The following is an 18,782-nucleotide window of genomic DNA, read 5'->3' on the forward strand; positions in this document are numbered from 1 at the left end:
CCATGAACTCAACACCCGACCCCGCAAAGGCCTAGGCTACCGAACCCCACTCGAAGCCGAAGCCCACGGTGTTGCCTTGACGATTTGAATCCAAGGCTGCTTTTCCCAAAAATTCGTTATCTTTTTTCAGCTCAAAATTTTCTTGACGCAACCGCTGGAGCTCCGCACGATCCTCCTCGCTCAACGGGCCTGTCGATGCAGCAGGACCACGCCGGGTTTTCTCAAGCTTCACCCACTTGCCTAGCGTCTGCTCACCGACCTTGATCTCCCGGGCCACCGCAGCGATCGATCGGCCAGTATCAATCACCAGCCCTGCGGCCTCACGCTTATACTCATCGGTAAACGACCGACGCTGTTTCTTCTGCTCATTCATCACTGAACATCCTTCCAGCAAGACCGAAATCCCGCTACCGAAGATGTCCACTTTTCAAGGCTAACCCCAGCTAGATCTTCGGCAAACAGTTGGCTAATCGGCACGTGCTGGCGGTAATGCTCCTTGGCAGCTAGCTCATCGCAGCGGGCCAGCAGCATGGCATTCAAGGCTTTCAATGACGTGACATCAGGTTCGGGCACCATCAGGTTGCGGCGTAAGAACCCCACCGCATTTTCCACGCTGCCCTTTTCATGTCCTGAGGCCGGATTGCAATAACGCGAATGTGCTCGATAATGCAGTCTGAAGGCCGAAAACAGCTTGGTTTCCAGCACTTTATCCTGGACGCGTCTGCCAATGCCGGTGGCATTATCGAACACCATCATCGGTGGCACCGCCCCGATATGTTCGAAAATCGTGCGCAATCCGTCGCAGACGCACTCAGCGGTTTCACCACGATAGGCCTGGGCGTAACGCATATTAGAAAACGGGAAGGTCACGATTAACACATGCACCACGGTCATCACCCCGGCAAGGAACACTTGGGCCTGACCGAAGTCGACTTGCACGGTGCCGGCGGGCCATTCCAACTCGCTGTAACCATCAGCAGGTTGGCGATGCTCAGCTCGCCATTGTTTCACATAGCGTTGCACTGGTGAATACGAGCCCGGATAGTCATGCTCAGCGACCAGCCGGTCAAACACGCGCCGAGCGGTGTGGCGTTGTTTGTGCCAGCGTTTCTGGTCGTCGACCAACCACTGATCAATGATCGGGGTAAACCTAGCCACCACAGATCCACCGGGACGTTGTGCTAACGGTTGTGGTTTTGGAGAGAAATCCTGCTGGCTAAGGTATTTGGCCACTGAATCGCGGCTGATCGATAAGCGCTTGGCTATTTCACGTTGAGAAACTCCCAATCGATCGAGTTTTCTGATATCTTCTTGTATCGGTAGAGTCGGCCTGAGGCGCGGTGCCACGATTGCTCGTGATCCGTTCCCCCAGGCCGCTCTCCGAACCGGACGTGCAGCTTTCACCGCATCCGGCTCTCCACGGTCGTTGTCACTGGGATGGTTTCAGCTCGTTCAAAACGGGGCGGGGATTTTGTTGCCTCGATAGCGGTACCGACGAATCGGGACCTCGGCGAGATTGTATAACGTAATCCCGTCCGCGCTGATGGGATGCCACCGACCGGTATGGTCGGTGAGCCATCGACGAACGTCTTGCCATTTCCAACGGTGTTGCACACGTTGCCATCGCACAATGCGCCACCACATGACATGCTGCACGTGGCGGAACGTGTGTTTAGCAACCGCATGTTGGAAATAGTTTGACCAGCCACGGGTGATTCGGTTGAGCCGAATCACCGTATCCTTGAGACTTTGCTGTGACGTGGCACGGGTCAGATCCCTGATTTTCTGTTTCACCGAGGCAATCGCCCGAGGGGCGATAAAGGTGTAAACATGCCAGGTATCTTGGGTCCCTTGTTTCTTGGCCCATTGGATATGGAACCCTAAGAACTCAAAGCCCGTACTCATGTGCACGATCTGGGTCTTCGCCTCAGACAAGACGAGTCCCATCGGTGATAGCACCTCATGAATCTCCTCGCGCAGCTCAACCAGGTGGTCTTTGGATCCATTCGTGAGCACGACAAAATCATCGGCATAACGAATAATCCGCCAATTAGGTAGACCCTTCCACCGTCGACGCGTCCGGCGCATATTGGTGGACATTTTCCCACCAGTCTGCCAGGGTGCATGGAAGTACTCATCAAGTACCGATAACGCAACGTTAGCTAAAACTGGCGATAAGATGCCACCCTGCGGGGTACCGGTATAGGTTTCTTGGTGATCACCAAGTTCACTGAGAATCCCGGCTTTCAAAAACCCTTTGACCAGCCGCAGTACGCGCTTATCTTTGATTCGATCCCGAACCCGCCCCATCAGGGCGGTATGATCGATCCGGTCAAAACACGCTTCGATATCAGCATCCAGGACCCAACGATACCCTTGGGACCCAAACATCTGAATCTCAGCGATCGCGTCGTGAGCCCGCCGCTTGGGCCGAAACCCATAAGAGACCGGCAAAAAGTCGGCCTCAAAGATTGGTTCCAGCACTATCTTCACGGCTGCCTGAACCACCCGGTCCGCGATCGTGGGAATCCCTAACCGACGCAGCTTACCGCTACCGCCAGGTTTAGGGATCTTGCGTTCACGCACCGGTTGAGCACGAAACGTGCCCGTTTTCAACTGCTCTCGCAGGTCGTTCAGGAACCAGGAGACACCAATGTCTTCAGCGATCATCGTGGCCGTGAGACCATCTGATCCTGCTGATCGTGCACCCTGGTTCGTGACAACCCGTTGCCACGCCACATGCAGCGTAGTCGGGTCGTGCACGAGGTTAAACACATCATCAAACCGACGACTGGGATCAGCCGTGGCCCAGTGGTGAAGTTTCGTCTGAATCTGCGATACTCACAGCTCCGGCGACTCCCGAATCTGTGGAGGACTGGTATTCACCGGTCCGTCTTTCGTTATGACAGTACTCATATTTTCCTTCTCACTTCCGCTGCCGTTCTTCCCCACGTGACCGGCTTTCCCGGCCTCAAAGTACTACAACGGCTCCGCCCCATCCTGATCCGATCGACTGATAACGAGCCCAGCCAACCCGTGATCACTGGTGGTGATCCAGGCGGCAAGGATCAGGGTGGTTCCCGTGTTCACTTGTGATCGTTTGATGAAGGAGGCACCCGTCTCTGCTCCTGTGACCTCGCTGTGACTACCCCGTAGCGTTTTCATCACAGCCTCCCGCCCTGACCCATACCCACAGGACAAGAGTCAACCACGATATCCGTGGTTGTGCGCCACCTCCGGCCAATCCACCAGGTTGCGGCCGGCGACAGTTTGAGAAGCGTAAAACGACGGTTCCTCTCGTATGCCTTTTCATCTTGCTTGCACGACCCGCCCTATCTGGCAGTCCTAGCACGTCCGTGCTTTGTCAGAGCCGCTTGCCACCTGAACCAGCGTCTCCTGGATCAGGCTGCTCTCAGCTACAACGACCCTGCTACGACAAGGCCTTTGGTGAAGGTTTCGCACCTCCACTCGATCAACAAGCGCCTCACGGCGCACGCATGGGCACCGTCATGGACTTTCTAGTTCCTTCCACGCGCTGCTGGTTGTGAAAAGGCTGCAGCGCTTCAGGAACTTATATAACCGGACAGACGGTGCCCATCGCCGTATCTAACACGACACAACACACCACCCGTCACAAGGGTGATCAACATTTCTCCGCACCGTGAGACCACGGTGCTCAAGTGGCCGGATTCTTATCGCTGTTTTGGCAGGAAACCAGCCGCTGAACTGGCCGGATTTCTCTGCTCACCTGGCCTGCTTCTAGTTGATCACACACACCAAGGGATGCTAGCGACCAGGAGGGGTCTGACATGACGGCATTCAACCTTGACCAGTACGCGGTATGTATCGGGTTAGACGTTGGCAAATCAGCACATCATGCCACCGCGCTGACAACCGACGGTACCAAGGTTTTTGACAAGCCATTACCCAACACCGAGGCAAAATTACAACACATTATTACCGACCTGGTCCGTGAGTACGGGCCAGCATTACTGGTGGTGGATCAGCCGGCTACCATCGGTGCCCTGCCAGTAGCGGTGGCTCAAGCACTCGACCAGGTGGAGGTGGCGTATCTGCCAGGACTGACGATGCGCCGAGTCGCGGATCTGCATGCCGGCAACGCGAAAACCGATGCCCGAGATGCCTACATTATCGCGGAAACCGCGCGCACCATGCCCGCCACCCTGCGGGCAATTGCTGATTCCGATGAGCAGATTGCGGAGCTGGCCGTGTTGGCCGGTTTTGACGATGACCTGCTAGCCACCACCACGGCGACCCGAAACCAACTCCGCGGGCTGCTCACCCAGATGCACCCAGGTCTGGAACGGGTAGTGGGCCCTAAACTGCACCACACCGGGGTCCAGGATGTGTTGACCCGGTGGCCAACCCCGCACGCGTTGCACACTGCGGGTCGTGGTCATGTGCGCAAGCGCATAGCCAAGCATAATCCGCGGTTGGCGGCCAAACTGACCACCAGAATCTTTGATGCCTTACAGGCCCAAACCGTGGTGGTACCCGGCACGAGTGCTGCTGCCACAATCGTACCGATGCTGGCTGCCCAGTTGACCACACTGTATGCTCAGCGGGCCCAGGTGCTGGCCCAAGTGGAAGCGTTGGTCGATGACCACCCTCTTTCCCCGGTCCTGATGTCGATCCCCGGCGTTGCCACCAGGACCGCTAGCCGATTGCTGACTGAAGTCGTCGGCAAAGAGTTCAAGACCGCCGGCCACCTGGCCTCCTACGCCGGTATTGCACCCACCACGAGGCGATCTGGCACCTCTATTCGTGGGGAATTTGCCAACCGCGGCGGAAATAAGAGGCTGAAGTCTGCCCTCTTCAACAGCGCGTTCGCTTCGCTTTCTCATCACCCCTCCAGGGCCTATTACGATAAGAAACGCGCCGAACACAAAACCCATAAACAAGCCGTTATTGCCCTCGCTCGGCGACGCCTCGATACGCTGTATGCCATGCTACGCGATGGCACCTTCTACCAAGCCCCCACACCTCAAAAAACCGGCCACAATCTTGCCCAAGCCGCTTGACAAAAACGATAGAGGCACCCCCCGCCATTTGATGATCTGCGGGTGTTCAGCAGGGTTTGGGTAGGCCATTTCTATGCCCCTTCGGTGATGCGAATTTCGTGTTCACCTTCACCGTGTCCGGCGACTGAGAGACTGGATATTGGTGTCCCGGTGTCTCAGTTGAATCCATAGATCAAAGTGCAGGCAGATCATGTCGTAATCGGTGTGCAGATCGCAGCGATAGTTGATAGTTCCAGACGGTGTTTTGACTGGTCCAACACTGGTCACGATCTGACCCATGCGCCGGTGGAAGCGCGAACTATGCTCCATGACAGGGTGATAGGTGTCGATGACATCGCCGATGCGCACATCCTCAAATCGGACGGGCTTGCCGTGCAAGAGGCCGCGCGGGATCATGTTTGCTCCTGGTGCTGCGATGAGGTCTGGTCCACGGTCGCCACATATTTCAGCGCCTCGGCCCACCTCTGACCGGCACTGTCGGCTTCCACCATGATCGGATCGGAGTCGTCATAGCCGTGGTACGCGGCTTCAATGGTTCGGCCAATGCCGTCAAAGCTGACCTGGTATGCCGAATAAAACTCTTCTGCTTGCATGGTGGTGAACTCTCTACTTTGTGCCGAAATGCTGTCTACTTTGACTACGTCCGGCAGATCGGTCAATGTCAGCTTTCGATGTTTGGATACAGTGAACGCGGGTCGCTGGTGGGTTGGAGTCCCAGTGCTTCGGCGATGGCAGATAGCGGCCATTGTTGTGTTCTGGCTTGTGCTGCTGTATTTCCAACCTGCTGCTTCACTCTGTCTTCCACGGCTTTAGCAAGGCGTGCCGCGATCAGTTCGCCTGGCAAATCCCGGTACAGTTCATGTAGTGACTTGGCATGTTCAGCCATCAGTTCACCGATGCCGTGTGCAATGCTGTTGGCAGCATTTTCAACATGTCATTGAGCCGTGTCATCGTGCAGCCAGGCTCTGAGTGACTTGGGGTTGCGTCGGGCACGGAGACGATGACCAGTCATCGGCGGTTTGCTTCCATGCTTAGTTCGCGTTGCTGCTCGATGTCCTCGTCAAGTGCGGCGCGGCGTTCTTCGAGCTTTTTTAGTCTGGGAAACGAGAGAATCTGGTCGATCAGGTCGTGGATTTCGTCGGTGAGGTAGTCGTTATCCAGATCGACAACGAGCTGCTGGGTGATGACCATGTATCGAGTTTCATCGACGTCATCGGCAATGTTTTCCAGCGGCTCTAGCCCTTTGCGACCCTCGGCAAAGAGGTGTGCTGTGGTGACCTGGGTGACTGTCTCCATGACCATATTGTTGGCATCAATTTCATCGTGAAGACGCATGACGGCAGGTTTTGGCACGTGATCCATCTGTCCATGTTCTTGGACGTGGAATAGCGGCATCTGGGTGACGCTGTCTGCGCCTTTTTCTGTTGACTGGTGCAAGATGTCAATGGCCTGGCGTTCTTCTATATGTACAACGGGCACTGCCATGGGTTGCTCCTAAAAACTTGATCTACTGATGTGCTGTATCTACGGTGTCCGGACCCGACTTATGTTCGCTGGGCTTTGCGTTCATTCCAAGCCGCAACGACTTCGGAGCGCTTGGGTGGACGGCCCAGTTGTATTGCAAGGTTGTGGCGGATGGCTTCAAGTCCACTGCCTCGGGTGATCAGCGCGGAGACGGGGTATGGCATGATGCCACGATGATTTTGGCGCACGGCAACTTCGTTTTCGACCTGGGCAAGGGCGGCCTTTCCAGGGAGCCGATGTATTCGGCCTTTTCAGGGTGGTTCTGGCAGTCCATGACGATTTTGATCACCATTTTGCGGGGTGATGTTGTCGATTTCATCGGAGCGGATACCGCTGACATGACGGCTATTTGCCAGCCGAGCTTTGCGTGCCATCGCCAGGATCGTCGGTGAGGCCGAACTCTACAGAGCGGATTGTAGTCTCTGACGGCAGTCCAACATCAACCAGAAATGATGGGTCGGCTTGACTCTCATGGGTGCGAAAACGGTCTTGCGTCCACTGGAGAAGTGATAGCAGGTCATCGAGAAACTGTTGGCCAGCTAGCTCGTGAGGCTCTAAATATGGTTGGCTGAGGTCGAGGCTGAAATCTGCTTCGGAGTGGGTTTTGGCGGCATATCGTCCACCGGTGTCGCAATTGTTCTGCTGGGCTTGCTGGGCTACTGACAATGGTTGAGTCATGTCCTGCAAGTGTCAGGCGCGTATGTCACGAAATCGTGCTGGGTTTTGATAACGCGCTACAGATTGCCCAAGAAATAGCGGCCTTCTTTGCCATCGAAAGGTCTCCTAATGAGGAGCACCCGTGAATATCTGCTTATCAGTCACAACCCCTCAAGCCGATGGGACAGTCAGAGCGGCCAGTGTTGCGATAAGGCTGTTACCCATGATCATGAAACGCCCAGAGGTGACGAATCACTCGCGCTAGGATGGCTATTTGTCTGCGGTAATACCGGTGGTCCTGCCCGAACCAGAAACCGGAACCACCAGCATAATCAGCCTCGGTCAGTGAGAAGAGTTATTTATCGGTACGCTGGATCAAGCCGTCGCCAAGTGTTGCATTCCCAGAAAATCTCTTGAAGACCGCTTGTCGGCTTACCCCAAGGACAGCGCCTATGTCAGCCCATGTACGACCCTCCTGTCGTGCCTTCTGCACGGCAAGCGCAAGCCGCTCCCGACCCTGCGTCAATTCCAAGTGTGCTTGTGCGAGATAATCCATGAATCTAGCTAAATTGAAACTCCTACTTATGTCAACGACCTGATGACATGAGCATTCTAACTCGAACAGGACTGGTTGAAAAGACTCGCATACCCCGCCGAAGAGTAGCGGTTAAGACTTTTATTGCAAACCACACCCTCCGCAACTCATCAGTGTGACTTAGGTCGTGCAATTTTTATCACACTTTGCTACAGTCTTTAATTGCCTAACGAATAAGGCATTATTTAGATCAAAATCAAATAGGAGCACTACGTGTCTACGCTAACTACTTTCATAGATCAGATAAGTGACGACAATGCACCGTTCGACAGGATCTCAATTACCACAGACTCAAACATCCCTACACTCGTAACCCCTGTACCGGCATTCGCTGCAATAGGTTTCGGGATGTACACAGCATTAAATAACTGCTTTGGATGATGCAAATGTTATTAAACTCAGTCGAAATAATAGCAAAACATGCTCCACTAGATAAAGTTACCATCAGCTCTCCACAGTCAACAGCGATACTGGCTACACCTACACTTGCTTATGCGGGTTTTGCGGCTGGATGGCTAACGGGGGATATAGTACGCAGTCTCATTCAAGGCGGATAGTTACATATATGTGGATTCGGAAGGTCAAGCGTAAAAACCAGACCTTCTCTCCTCGTACCAATATCCGGCGAACCTTCTCGATCTCAGAGCGGTTCGCCGGATTTAGTATGGGTATGAGTAGTCTAGAAGCGCTGGTTGATCATGAAGAATTAGATGAAGGTGGCATACGTCGTGCCTCACCACTTCACAATGAAAATCCTCAAAAAACTCAGGTATCGCGCTTGTTATTTAAGGCGTTGGACCGAAAATGGGCGCTCGTAGGTCTTCACACCACACGGGTAGTAGCTGGCGGCTTTCTCGCGCTCACTCCTGACCGAGGGGATAGATTAGGCAACATTCTCCGCGGCACAGCGGCCGGTTTCCTAGCTACTTCGGAAGCTCTGTTTTCTCTCTATAACCGTTATGGTTCTGATGGCGCCGATCAGGCAGCGATGCAAGCACTAGCTCCGGCATCTCTTGGACGTCTGAGTCAGAACAGCTCTATTAAAGAAGCCGCAATTTGGTACACGGGAATGCAGGGTGTACTCTCCTACGCCGTCGCGGGGGTTGCCAAGCTACTGGGAAAGGAGTGGCGCCAAGGTATCGCTCTCGAAGGTGTCCTCAGGACTAATTCCTACGGACACCAGAAGCTGTGGACCTTCTTTAAGACCCACCCGCGACTCGCCAAGATTGCAAACTGGTTGACTATAGCTTGGGAGATTAGCTATCCTCTAGCTTTGCTACCCTATCCTTGGTTGACTCGAACCTACTCTATATCAGCTCTAATATTTCATGCGGCTAATGCACACTTCATGGGATTGGGGCGATTTGCCTGGGCTTTCGCGAGCCTTCATCCGGCTATAAACACGATAGCGGCTCCCACTGCTGACGGTAGTCGACAGTTCAGTTCAGAATTCCCAAAAAGCGCTCTACGCATGTTGCTTCTTGCGCTCTCCTCGATAGGAATTTCAGCTGTACTGCGGAACTTGCAAGTGCGGACGTTACCAAGTGGTTGGGATCATAAGGTATCGACTTCGGGAAACGCCCTAAGCTTCCTGTACAGAAGGGGAACAAGTGACCATTTACTCGTTATCGAAGCTGGCCTGGGTGCCCCGACTGAAACTTATCAATGGTTCTTTAGAAGCCTCTGCGAAGAATCTGATCATTCTATCCTGACTTACGAGCGAGCAGGCTATGGGGCAAGTATCCTCGCACGTAGAGATAAAACCAGCTGGAGCCTGAACGACGCGGTAAACGATCTCCGAGGTTTAGTCGCCGACTTTGCTGGAAACCAGCGAATTATCCTGATCGGCCACTCTTTAGGAGGAGAAATAGTTCGCCGACTGGCCAACCAGATACCGTCCCTCATTGATTATGTTGTTTTAATTGATAGTACCAACCTGAACGAGTTTATTGATGGATCACTTACCTCGAGTGATATTTCTAATCTTGAGGAAGTTTTCAAGAACCAACGAATCAAAACTCTCTTTGGTCTGGGGGCGCTTATGAACCCCACTCCCCCCTCTGGCAATCTACCCTTGGTCAATAGGAAACGAGCCGTATCGGCGGAGCGAAACCATAGACTGTGGACAGCTGCTCTGCGCGAATACCGGAGTCTTGTGAACGAAGTATCGAAGTATAGGGGAGATTTATTTGAGCATGACATTCCCAGGATGGTATTCGCAGCGGAGACAACTATGGAACTGGAATCAACTCGCGCTCTACAAGAGCAATTACCGAATAGCCCTAAAAAAGTCCTCGGAGATAGCTCCACTCATGTTATTACAGTGCCTGGAAGACATGACACGATGTTCACTACTCCAGAATACGGAATCACACTGGCGCAGAAAGTATTAACTAATCTCGAGTCGGAGGGATACAAATGATCAAAAGGAGTTGGCTTGAGCAGCTAGTAGTGTGCGGCCTAGCAGGTATGCTCTGCGCGACAGTACTGCAACAAATGCCGGGGCCAAATTATGCCCGGCTTCGAGTCAAAGATCCAGGAGCTTTTATCCCTATGTGGAGCTTTTTCGCCCCACGGCCTGCTATGCAGGACTATGAGCCGCTGCACAGATTTATCCGTTCAGACGGCTCCACTACAGCATGGGGAAAGTCCATCCGACATGGAAGTCGCAAATTAGTAACAAATCTTTGGGCACCTAAGAGACGACTTTCGAAAGCTGTTTTCGACATGTCAAGCGATCTATTGCCATTGCTAAATTCCAGAGATAGCAGGGCTGTCGAGAACTCACCAGCATACTCTTCGCTTGTAAAGTTCTACCTTCGTATGGCACGTGAAGATGAAAATCCAGATGTTGTGGGGGCGCAATTTCTTATAGTCCTCCACGATGGATTCGAAGAAGCCGCCGAACCAAAAATTCTCTTCACTTCAAAGGGACATTATCTTAAGGACGAAATTTGATTGAACAAGATTATGATTTACAGGCTAGTTTTTATGACGATATGATGCCTCGACTCACCTCAGAGAGTCCGGAAATTCAAGCTTATGCAGGTTTCTTGCAAGGTCGTAGCAAATTAGTGGAGTTCGGTTGCGGAACAGGTCGCATATCTTTCCCTCTAATTAAGAGACTCGCTGAGCAAAAGTCTCTAAGTCGTTTCGTAGGATTAGATATCTCTGCAGCCATGATTGATAAGGCCCTGGTCAAACTAGAACGACAAGGTGCTGAAACACAAGAAACAGTTTCAATATCGTTCGAAACCGGAGATGCCGGAGGTTCTTTGCCTCTGGTGCTTGACTCCTTTTTCGATGCTGCCATCGCTTTTTGTGGTTTGACGTCACTTTTGGGTAGAAAAAAACTGTTACCCTTCTTTCAGAATGTCTACCGTTCCTTAGTTCCGGGAGGCATCCTATTGGTAGATTCACTCGACCCGCGAACCACCGCCCTATCGGCACCTCTCGTGGACAAGACCTACACCAAGGTTTCAGAAACCTCAGGTCTGGCCTCATTTACCGAAGTTGTTGGCGATCAGTACAATGCCGAATTTGTGTGGATATCAGGAAGTATCGCGCGCCGCTTTACTGAGCGATCTCAGCTTATACCTCCAGAACTGCTTCGTGAGTGTGCTCTCATTGCAGGATTCCAACCTCAGGAAGAGCTTTCTACTACACTTAAACAACAGTTAGACCAAATAAACGGACCTCTTATGAATTTTGAAACTTTTACAAAAGCTTCGCAGAATCCTATATAAGAACAAAAGTGATTTATTGATAATACAGCGATCAAATAGGCAACATCATCTCCATAAGCAAGGAATTAGAGTACCGCGCATGAATTCTCGCCTGTCTGAGCTACAGCAAATCACTCCCAAGCAACGTCTTCAAGTCCTTACATTGATACTTTCGGCTGTACTGCTTAATTTAGTGTTGATTGGAATTATCGATAATTGGATTTTGCGAACTGTGGGGTCCATCGTTGTTGGGTCCGTTGTTGGCTGGGTCGCAGGCGCTATTTACACATATGTTAAGCGCAAGCGCAAGACCTAGTGCGTAGGGCAAGGTTGCCCTAATAACCACGAGGTGGTGAAGGTAATCCAGTCGACTACCTTGCATGTGGAATACCCCCGTACTCACCATGCGAAGACCGCGGGTTCACGCTTTACGGCGTAAATAATATCCCTGGTTTCCCCATTGTGTCAGCGTGCGCAGAACGAAGGCAGCAGGCCACGATTGATTTTTTATAACTACGTCCTGTTTGCCGTAAGCACTTCCTCTGAAGTAATTTCGTCGAATTCTATCGTCAAAAAAGCATGTGATACCCAACTTCAGCAGTATTTAAAAATTCACTTGCCGACAAAAAGGCCTCAGTTCCTATAGGCAAGCACCCCTTCGAGTGGTTGAGTTCCCCTCTCACGTGCTGGTGGTACTCGTCGTGCCCAGAACCATGACCAGTTATATCTCGGCAATCATTCCGGACCGTCATCAGCTACTTTGGTCCACATCATATTTAACACGCACAGCACGTTACGCACCTACGCTCATAACTCGCTCTGCGAAATTCAGTTGAGAAGGGGACAACAGAAATACACAGATATCCAAGACAATTGCAAGAAAGTCTTCTATTGGGCTGGTCTGTGTGATGCATCAAGGGATGGAATTTTTTCAATTTCAGATGGGATTTACGAAGGATGCATACCGGACACTCAGAGAATCTCCCTGGTCAGCTACTGCTATCTGAGTTTCACGAACAACCCCATCGCTTCCCGAATCGTTGTCAGGTATCTCGATGTGCACCGTGTGGTTGACCGTGGGGTCATCAGATGACTGGCTGATCAGTCGGGCATCCTCAACAAAGGTACCGTCATCAAGTCGCAGTGCAATGGTGACGCTCTCGTACTTCCCTTCGCGGGGTTCTTTGGTTAGAGCACTGACAAAGTCGTCATGGTCCACTGCATAGTGGCCATCAGAGCTGTCTCGAAGTTGAGTCGTGTCACCGTAGGTTGAAGCGATCTGCTCATCGACTGATCGAATTGCTTCATCGTTGCGATCCGGAATGTTTCCCGCATCGTGCTTCAGCTGTTCGTCAGAGAGTTTGACGTACTCATGGGCACCAAATAATCCCACTGCCGCCAGCATGATAGAGAGGATGAGGGTCGGCATCAGTTGGTAGCTGAGCTGGTATTTTGCGGGAACATAAGAGCCATGTTTCATGAGCGATCTTCTCCGTGCTTCAAATCCCTCTTGCCGAATCAGCCAAATAGCTTCGCCGACCGTAGATATTCTGGCTCCGCTCAGCAACCTTTTGTGGTTAGGGTCTAGTGTCAGGGCGTTGTCAAAAAGTTCCTGAGCGTGTTTGTCTGGCAGCTCTGTGCGATCCTCTTGGCGATCCAATGCTTTGAGCAACAGGCGGTCACTGCGTTGAATAGCTCTGTTTCTACGGATGATCCAACGCTGACTGAAATGTAGAAATGCCAGTGCTGTTGCTATCAATACCACGAAGGCGACCAGCCAACCCAACAATGTCGCCGAGCCAGTGCTGGGAACCTGTTGTGGCTCGATATAGAGTTCAGGGATTTCGATCATGTCCCAGCAGTGTCCGGCACCCCAAGATTCAGGGCAGCAAAATGCCCACACCAGCCGGCAGGTAACTCTTGTCTGTCGTAAGAAAAATGAAGGAAACGTCCAACAGGGTCATGGAGCCCTTGCCAAGTTTAGGGGCTTGACTGAACCGAGGGTGTGGGCCTTAGAGCGGTAGTGTCCGGGGTGTTTTTGCTACTGGTCCGTCTGACTGTTGTCCTGCTCCACCGCGCGATAGTGCTCGTGATCCCCCGACATGTACGCCGCCCGGTCGCCTTGCACCACCGTGTCGAAGGCTCTGCGCATCATCTGCACGTCAGCCATCGCGCGGTGCGCATCGTCGCCATAAGACCCGCCGGTCAGCTGCACCATGTCCTGCATTCGGTTTCCAGCGCTCTCGGGGGTTTTGACGAAGTAGGTCATGATGTCTTTGGTGTCCAAGGTGTCGCGCCACTTACCGGCATAGCCATTCAGTGAGTACGACAGCTGGGTGTGCTCGAAGTTCACCTTGTGGGCAACCATGACCGAGTTATCCATAACCTCCATCATCTGACGCTGCACTTTAGGGTCAGAGAATTTCGGCTTACCCTCGATCATCTCAGGTGTAATGTTGTGCACGTGCTGGGCGCCGGTGCCGGCCAAAGCTTTCAGGCTCTGGTCAGCGTCGAGTAAGAACGTATCGGACTCGACGTGTCCATCTGGATGCACCTTTTCATACCCGACCTCAATGATGTCGGAGTATTGGCCGGTATCAACCGTGCCGATGTCTTCCTTGGTGCGGCAGGCTGTCTCAAAGTCGATGAACACCAGCGGCTTATCTTTTCGGATGTTGGCTGTTGACCAGAGCTCTTGCATCGCTTCGTGGCGGTCCATGCTCCGTTGCTGCATCAAATCGTTGGCTCGGCGTTCGACTTCTTGAGTGTGCCGACCGGTGAAAACCGACAACATGCGCTTGGCTTTGTAGAAATGATAGTCATCGTTCATTGATGGATTCGGCCTGTGAACATACTCTTCGCCGCTGTCAGCGTTTTGACGTGCTTTCCACTGCTCGAATTGCTCGGCTTCGCGCTGGTAGTGGCTGTAACTGGTCAGCGGCATTTTGGAACGGTCAACGCCGTGCGCTTCGGCGTGACGAGCATGGGCGACATCGGTCAAAGATAGTTGATAAAACGCGGCCTTGCGGTCCAGATGCGCCTGGTACATCGCATCATCAGCTGGAAACGCACGATAGGAGCCGCGACCGTTGCGACGCTTGTTGTCGTTATATGTGTCCCAGAACCTTTTCTCTGAAGCCATGAGTCTCTGAATATTGGTGGTATTAGCATCATGCAGCTGTTGGAATGCTTCGATCTCGATGTCGTCGCGGTGCACGAAGGTCTCCACCCCGCCACCACCTGCCTCTGATTGCAGGATGATGTCGTCAGCTTCGGAGTGCTGCTTGTGGTCGTACTGTCCGCCGGCACGCCGGTTATTCTGCTGGCGTTGCTGCGCTGAGGTCATAGGTCTGGTCATATGGTGACAGTGTCCGGGATGTGTTTTTATTCCGCACCATCGTCCCGGATCAGTCGAAAGATGCGTTCTTCAACATCCACAGCCGTGAGATCATATGGACTCCCCCACGTGGTGACGATTTGGACATAGCGCTTATAGGGCTTGGTTCTGCCATATTTCAGCTTCTCCCCCACCTCATCTTTGAACCAGTCAATAACCTTCTCATCCAAAACAGGCGCCGCACCATCTTCACCCTGTGGACCCGTTGCGGTGACGTAGTACAGCCATTTAGTGAAAAACGATGCACCTAACTTCCGCATCTTGCCCTCGTTATTCAAATAGTAAAATCCAGCTTCGTTGCCCTGTTCTCGGGAAACAGTGCACGACTGCCGTATCTTGGTTGCGACATCGTCTGACAGAGTGCCGCTAGTCGTGAAGTCGTCGGTGAGCACCCGTAGCGTGCGATGCGGACCATAATTGACAAGACCGTGGCCCCAGATCATCACAGTAATGAACGCGCCCACAATGTTGTCATCTTCCAGGTCGCGAACAGCCTGACGAATGATGGCGCGGTCAACATAGTCGGGCAACGAATTGATCGCCTCAGCAGCACCGTCGATGTTCTGCATTTTCTCCAGCCATTTGTCACGGTTGAATCGGAACGCACGCTGTGGCGCAAAGGGTTGCTCCATCAGCTCAACGAGCTCTGCTGGCGGTGGCGGGATGGGCTGTGACATGACGCTCCTTGTGTGGCGATGCTGTTGTTCAGAGCTTAGCCAACACTGGGGACACCAGTAGTAAAGCTACGAAAAGCAAAAAAAAAGGATGCCAGGACATTGCTCCCCCGACACCCCGATAGCGAAACTCGGCTAGTTTTCCTCAGCCAATTGGTTGACCAAGTCTTCGTCACCAAAGAAGTCGATCAGCTGCTGGCGCTGTTGCGTGATCGTTTTGTGCTCGTATGCTGCTCGGCGATAGTCCGGGTCGGACATGTCGGCAACTTCGAATTCGTATCCGAGCTCTTCTGTCCATTCATCCAGATCGTACCGTTCATAGGAGTTTTCGACCCAGTTGATATCTGACAAGTTCCGGGCCATCACCTGGGCACCGTAGATATTGGAATCAGCTAAACGGCCTTTGGTGTGACCAGTGGCGAAGTGTCGCTCGTTGCCTGCATCATCTGTGCGGTAGAAGTGCACGATGGAGGTGTTGGCGTGCGGGTCGAAGTTCGGCCCGTCGGTGTCCTCAAATGGATTGTCAGCGCCATATTCCACAAACGTGCTGACACCCTTGGCGTGCATGGCATTGGCCACTGCGATCTCGCCATCCTCAAACTCTCCAGGTCCAAGCCCCGGCAGCATCCCGACCTCAGTTTCGCCGGGAGGGTGGACACAGTTCAGTGGGGAGTTCGGGTCGTCATATTCGGTTACCAAACTGTCAACACTTGCCGGCGGGATGACGTGTACGAAGTCGTAATCGCCGCCAAAGTAGTCATACTTATTCAGCTCGGGCTGATACCGGCCATCTTGATCGTCGTCGAAGAAGCTTTCGGGTTTGGCATAGGCAGAATACGCACTGTCACCCTCATATTCCTCTTCGTAACCGACCAGAAGGTCTTGATCGGATACTTTCGCCCAGCTTTGACCATCCTTGTCTGACATCCACAGTTCTGGTGTCAGTCCAGCATCGTCATGCACCGCATCGTAACCGTCCATATCGGTGTCATAAAACGCATGAAGATCGACGGCATCGAACCGGTCGTTGAGGGCCACTAGGTCGTAGGGGTCGTTAGTCTGCCATCCGTAGTGGGCAACTTCGCGCAACGTCGGAATGTCGTTGTTCATGAAGTCCTGGTGCCACTGGTCGTCGTGACCATCGGTGAAGATTTCCAGACGGCGACGTTGCTCGTTCGAGTCATCGGCGATGCCAAGGGAGACGTCTGACTCGGAGTGGGATTTGGTGGTGTATTTACCATCACTGGTGCGGTTGTGCTGTTGCGCGGACTGAGCTGAAGTCAAAGGTTTCGTCATGCACTGTTAGTGTCCGGTGCCCAGCACATTCCGGTGAGCCTATCGCAACACCCGCGCCCGGTACCGTGTGTACAGTTTCTCGTTGGTTTTCTTCAACCGTTGTGTGTCAACCGACTTTTTCTGCTTGTGGTATTTTTCAAACAGCTTTGGATGGTCCTCGCGGAAGCGCGTCTCGGCGAACGTGCCGTTTTGCTTATTGGTGGCGATGATGACACCGTTTTCGTCCACCAGGATGTCAGCACTTTCCATGAATCTGCGGATTCTTGACTCGTGATGCTTGCTGAGTTCTTTGGCCTTGGATTCTGCTGCCTTTGCTTCACGGTATTTCACGAGGTCTTGGACTACCTGTTTGTCTGCCACGGCCTTCTTGCCCACATTGGCCCGAGAGTAGACCTGCTTGATCTTACCTAGGCGCTCTGGTTTTGGTGGGACGTTTTCTAGGACGTGGTAGTGCCAGAAGTCGTCTATTTCAGCGATAAGGTCTTCGATATCGTCTTCGTTTCGTTCGATGAAGACAATATGCAGTTGGCCGCCGACATCTGCGACAATCCAGGCATGAGACCTACCGGTAACTGCCATGGCGTGCTGAACCTGCCAGTACGATTCCGATGACACCCGGCCTTCCTCTTCGGACCAGTCATCTTTGAGGTGGTGCGAGTGGACTTTAGATTCAAAGACACCACCATCGGATGTCAGGGAGTCCACGTTGACGCGCATGTATGGGCGGTCATTGTTTTGCAACATGCCTTGCAGCTGGGTCTTGATCCCCATTTCTCGGGTGAACTCTGAGCGCAAGAAATCCTCCATATAGTGGCCGCGCCGGGTCAGGTAGTTCCCCTCGAAGGCCGGGGCTAACCCCTTCTTATCCTCGTAGAGGTCTAGCAGCTCTTTGTAGCGGTTCTCCCCCATGATGACCGATGCATCCGATCCACCGATCCCCTTGCCGCGCTGGGCCTTCCAATCCTCATCTGAGGCGTCGTAGGGCAGGACCTGGGTCGCTTCGGGGAAGCTGTAGTCGGGCTTCTCGTCGGAGACTTCGTCTGAAAAAATCTTTACTTCGCTCATATTATTACCGTGTCCGGCACGGCAGTTCACAACCCCGCTAATTGGGGTGGCAGTGTCGGCGCTTAGGTATCCTGAGTCACATGAAGAACTCAACGAGAACCGTTCAGGGCGACTTCTCCCAGATACGCTTTGACAGGAACGCCGGAGGACCGGAACCGCGAAAAAACTACCAGCACTGGTACATTTCTGATGACGCTGAGGAATGGGGAGCATGGTGCAAAACGTGCCATCGATTCCTAAAGATCACGCCAGTTACGGCAGGTTATAAGTCGGCAATGCATTTTGGGTGCGAGGTGCATTACCGGTCTGAGATCGATGAAGACGTGGCAATCCGAGCATCGGCAGTTCCACTGATTCACGAATCCCGGGCAATGTTCGACCACACATGGTGGCACAGCAGCACTTATAGTGAAGACGAAATCGATGCGTCCCTGATCCAGCATGTCGGCTCCAAAAACGCAGCATTGCATCGTGCTATGACCAAATGGCGACCTCGCCTTCCGAACTACATCTACAAGGTGGAGTTGAACCGCAACGCTGCTGTGGAGCCAGTCATATGGGTTGAAGGTCACAATCAGGAAATCATGTATGCGCTGGAGAAGTACCCATCACGCGCCGACATTACCCGGTATATTAACGGCAAAGAAGCCCCTGGGGATATGTCGCTTTTCGTCAACAGTAAGACGGTGAGGCATGTGAAACTCATCGGCACCATCCAAATGCATGTTGGAGAAGATGGCCGTCCAGCAGTGCAGCTGCTTGATGAACCACTGGTATGAGTGGTGTCCCTAATAAAATACCACCCGG

17 protein-coding genes and 2 pseudogenes are annotated in these 18,782 nt (G+C 52.8%); 5 read left to right on the forward strand and 14 right to left on the reverse strand.

Features of this window, described 5'->3' with window-relative positions; translation table 11 throughout:
* Positions 1-91: 91 nt before the first annotated feature.
* From ACYVJT_RS10990 to ltrA, 3 genes and pseudogenes are all read right to left on the reverse strand, one after another.
* A pseudogene (locus tag ACYVJT_RS10990) lies at positions 92-373 on the reverse strand (transposase); the annotation flags it as partial.
* Positions 374-429: 56 nt separating this feature from the next.
* Positions 430-1,347 (reverse strand): annotated as a pseudogene (gene istA / locus ACYVJT_RS10995) (IS21 family transposase); the annotation flags it as partial.
* A 105-nt stretch (positions 1,348-1,452) separates the two neighbouring features.
* Entirely contained in the window at positions 1,453-2,775 is a 1,323-nt protein-coding gene (gene ltrA, locus ACYVJT_RS11000; RefSeq protein WP_343957770.1) for a group II intron reverse transcriptase/maturase, read from the reverse strand.
* A gap of 1,034 nt (positions 2,776-3,809) precedes the next feature.
* Between ltrA and ACYVJT_RS11005 the strand changes: the two genes are divergently transcribed.
* Positions 3,810-5,042 carry an IS110 family RNA-guided transposase gene (locus tag ACYVJT_RS11005; RefSeq protein WP_343957772.1) on the forward strand — a complete coding sequence of 411 codons (1,233 nt, stop codon included), beginning with the start codon at positions 3,810-3,812 and terminating at the stop codon, positions 5,040-5,042.
* A 108-nt stretch (positions 5,043-5,150) separates the two neighbouring features.
* On the opposite strand, the gene ACYVJT_RS11010 is transcribed toward ACYVJT_RS11005, so the two are convergent.
* From ACYVJT_RS11010 to ACYVJT_RS11035, 6 genes are all read right to left on the reverse strand, one after another.
* Positions 5,151-5,438, reverse strand: a complete 288-nt coding sequence (locus tag ACYVJT_RS11010; RefSeq protein ID WP_343957774.1) for a hypothetical protein — start codon at positions 5,436-5,438, stop codon at positions 5,151-5,153.
* Positions 5,435-5,701 carry a hypothetical protein gene (locus ACYVJT_RS11015; protein WP_343957776.1) on the reverse strand — a complete coding sequence of 89 codons (267 nt, stop codon included), beginning with the start codon at positions 5,699-5,701 and terminating at the stop codon, positions 5,435-5,437. The genes ACYVJT_RS11010 and ACYVJT_RS11015 overlap by 4 nt, the downstream gene beginning before the upstream one ends.
* 2 nt (positions 5,702-5,703) lie before the next feature.
* Positions 5,704-5,928 carry a hypothetical protein gene (locus ACYVJT_RS11020; protein ID WP_343957778.1) on the reverse strand — a complete coding sequence of 75 codons (225 nt, stop codon included), beginning with the start codon at positions 5,926-5,928 and terminating at the stop codon, positions 5,704-5,706.
* Positions 5,929-6,050: 122 nt separating this feature from the next.
* Complete coding sequence (locus tag ACYVJT_RS11025) at positions 6,051-6,527, reverse strand: hypothetical protein (protein WP_343957780.1); 477 nt, start codon at positions 6,525-6,527, stop codon at positions 6,051-6,053.
* 59 nt (positions 6,528-6,586) lie between these two features.
* Positions 6,587-6,754, reverse strand: coding sequence for a hypothetical protein (locus tag ACYVJT_RS11030; RefSeq protein ID WP_343957782.1), 168 nt, complete (start codon positions 6,752-6,754; stop codon positions 6,587-6,589).
* 157 nt (positions 6,755-6,911) lie between these two features.
* Complete coding sequence (locus tag ACYVJT_RS11035; RefSeq protein WP_343957784.1) at positions 6,912-7,244, reverse strand: hypothetical protein; 333 nt, start codon at positions 7,242-7,244, stop codon at positions 6,912-6,914.
* A gap of 1,139 nt (positions 7,245-8,383) precedes the next feature.
* On the opposite strand from ACYVJT_RS11035, the gene ACYVJT_RS11040 reads away from it, so the two are divergent.
* From ACYVJT_RS11040 to ACYVJT_RS11050, 3 genes are all read left to right on the forward strand, one after another.
* Positions 8,384-10,240: an alpha/beta fold hydrolase gene (locus tag ACYVJT_RS11040; protein ID WP_343957786.1), complete on the forward strand. Its 1,857-nt coding sequence runs from the start codon at positions 8,384-8,386 to the stop codon at positions 10,238-10,240.
* A gap of 401 nt (positions 10,241-10,641) precedes the next feature.
* Positions 10,642-10,776 carry a hypothetical protein gene (locus ACYVJT_RS11045; protein ID WP_343957788.1) on the forward strand — a complete coding sequence of 45 codons (135 nt, stop codon included), beginning with the start codon at positions 10,642-10,644 and terminating at the stop codon, positions 10,774-10,776.
* Positions 10,773-11,564, forward strand: a complete 792-nt coding sequence (locus ACYVJT_RS11050) for a class I SAM-dependent methyltransferase (RefSeq protein ID WP_343957790.1) — start codon at positions 10,773-10,775, stop codon at positions 11,562-11,564. The genes ACYVJT_RS11045 and ACYVJT_RS11050 overlap by 4 nt, the downstream gene beginning before the upstream one ends.
* Positions 11,565-12,480: 916 nt before the next feature.
* On the opposite strand, the gene ACYVJT_RS11055 is transcribed toward ACYVJT_RS11050, so the two are convergent.
* The 5 genes from ACYVJT_RS11055 to ACYVJT_RS11075 form a co-directional block, all read right to left on the reverse strand.
* A complete protein-coding gene (locus tag ACYVJT_RS11055; protein ID WP_343957792.1) occupies positions 12,481-13,395 on the reverse strand; it encodes a hypothetical protein in 915 nt (304 codons plus the stop codon).
* Between the two features lie 189 nt (positions 13,396-13,584).
* The gene (locus ACYVJT_RS11060) at positions 13,585-14,901 is read right to left on the reverse strand and encodes a 3'-5' exonuclease (RefSeq protein WP_343957794.1); all 1,317 of its coding nucleotides are present in this window, start codon (positions 14,899-14,901) and stop codon (positions 13,585-13,587) included.
* A gap of 26 nt (positions 14,902-14,927) precedes the next feature.
* Positions 14,928-15,617 (reverse strand): 8-oxoguanine DNA glycosylase OGG fold protein, encoded by a 690-nt coding sequence (locus tag ACYVJT_RS11065; RefSeq protein ID WP_343957796.1) that lies wholly within the window; start codon positions 15,615-15,617, stop codon positions 14,928-14,930.
* 132 nt (positions 15,618-15,749) lie between these two features.
* On the reverse strand, positions 15,750-16,910 hold the full coding sequence (locus tag ACYVJT_RS11070; protein WP_343957798.1) for a hypothetical protein: 1,161 nt from the start codon (positions 16,908-16,910) through the stop codon (positions 15,750-15,752).
* Between the two features lie 39 nt (positions 16,911-16,949).
* Positions 16,950-17,975, reverse strand: a complete 1,026-nt coding sequence (locus tag ACYVJT_RS11075) for a YqaJ viral recombinase family nuclease (RefSeq protein WP_343957800.1) — start codon at positions 17,973-17,975, stop codon at positions 16,950-16,952.
* Between the two features lie 80 nt (positions 17,976-18,055).
* On the opposite strand from ACYVJT_RS11075, the gene ACYVJT_RS11080 reads away from it, so the two are divergent.
* On the forward strand, positions 18,056-18,754 hold the full coding sequence (locus tag ACYVJT_RS11080) for a hypothetical protein (protein ID WP_343957802.1): 699 nt from the start codon (positions 18,056-18,058) through the stop codon (positions 18,752-18,754).
* Positions 18,755-18,782 lie beyond the last annotated feature (28 nt).

The organism is Yaniella soli (assembly GCF_054782375.1).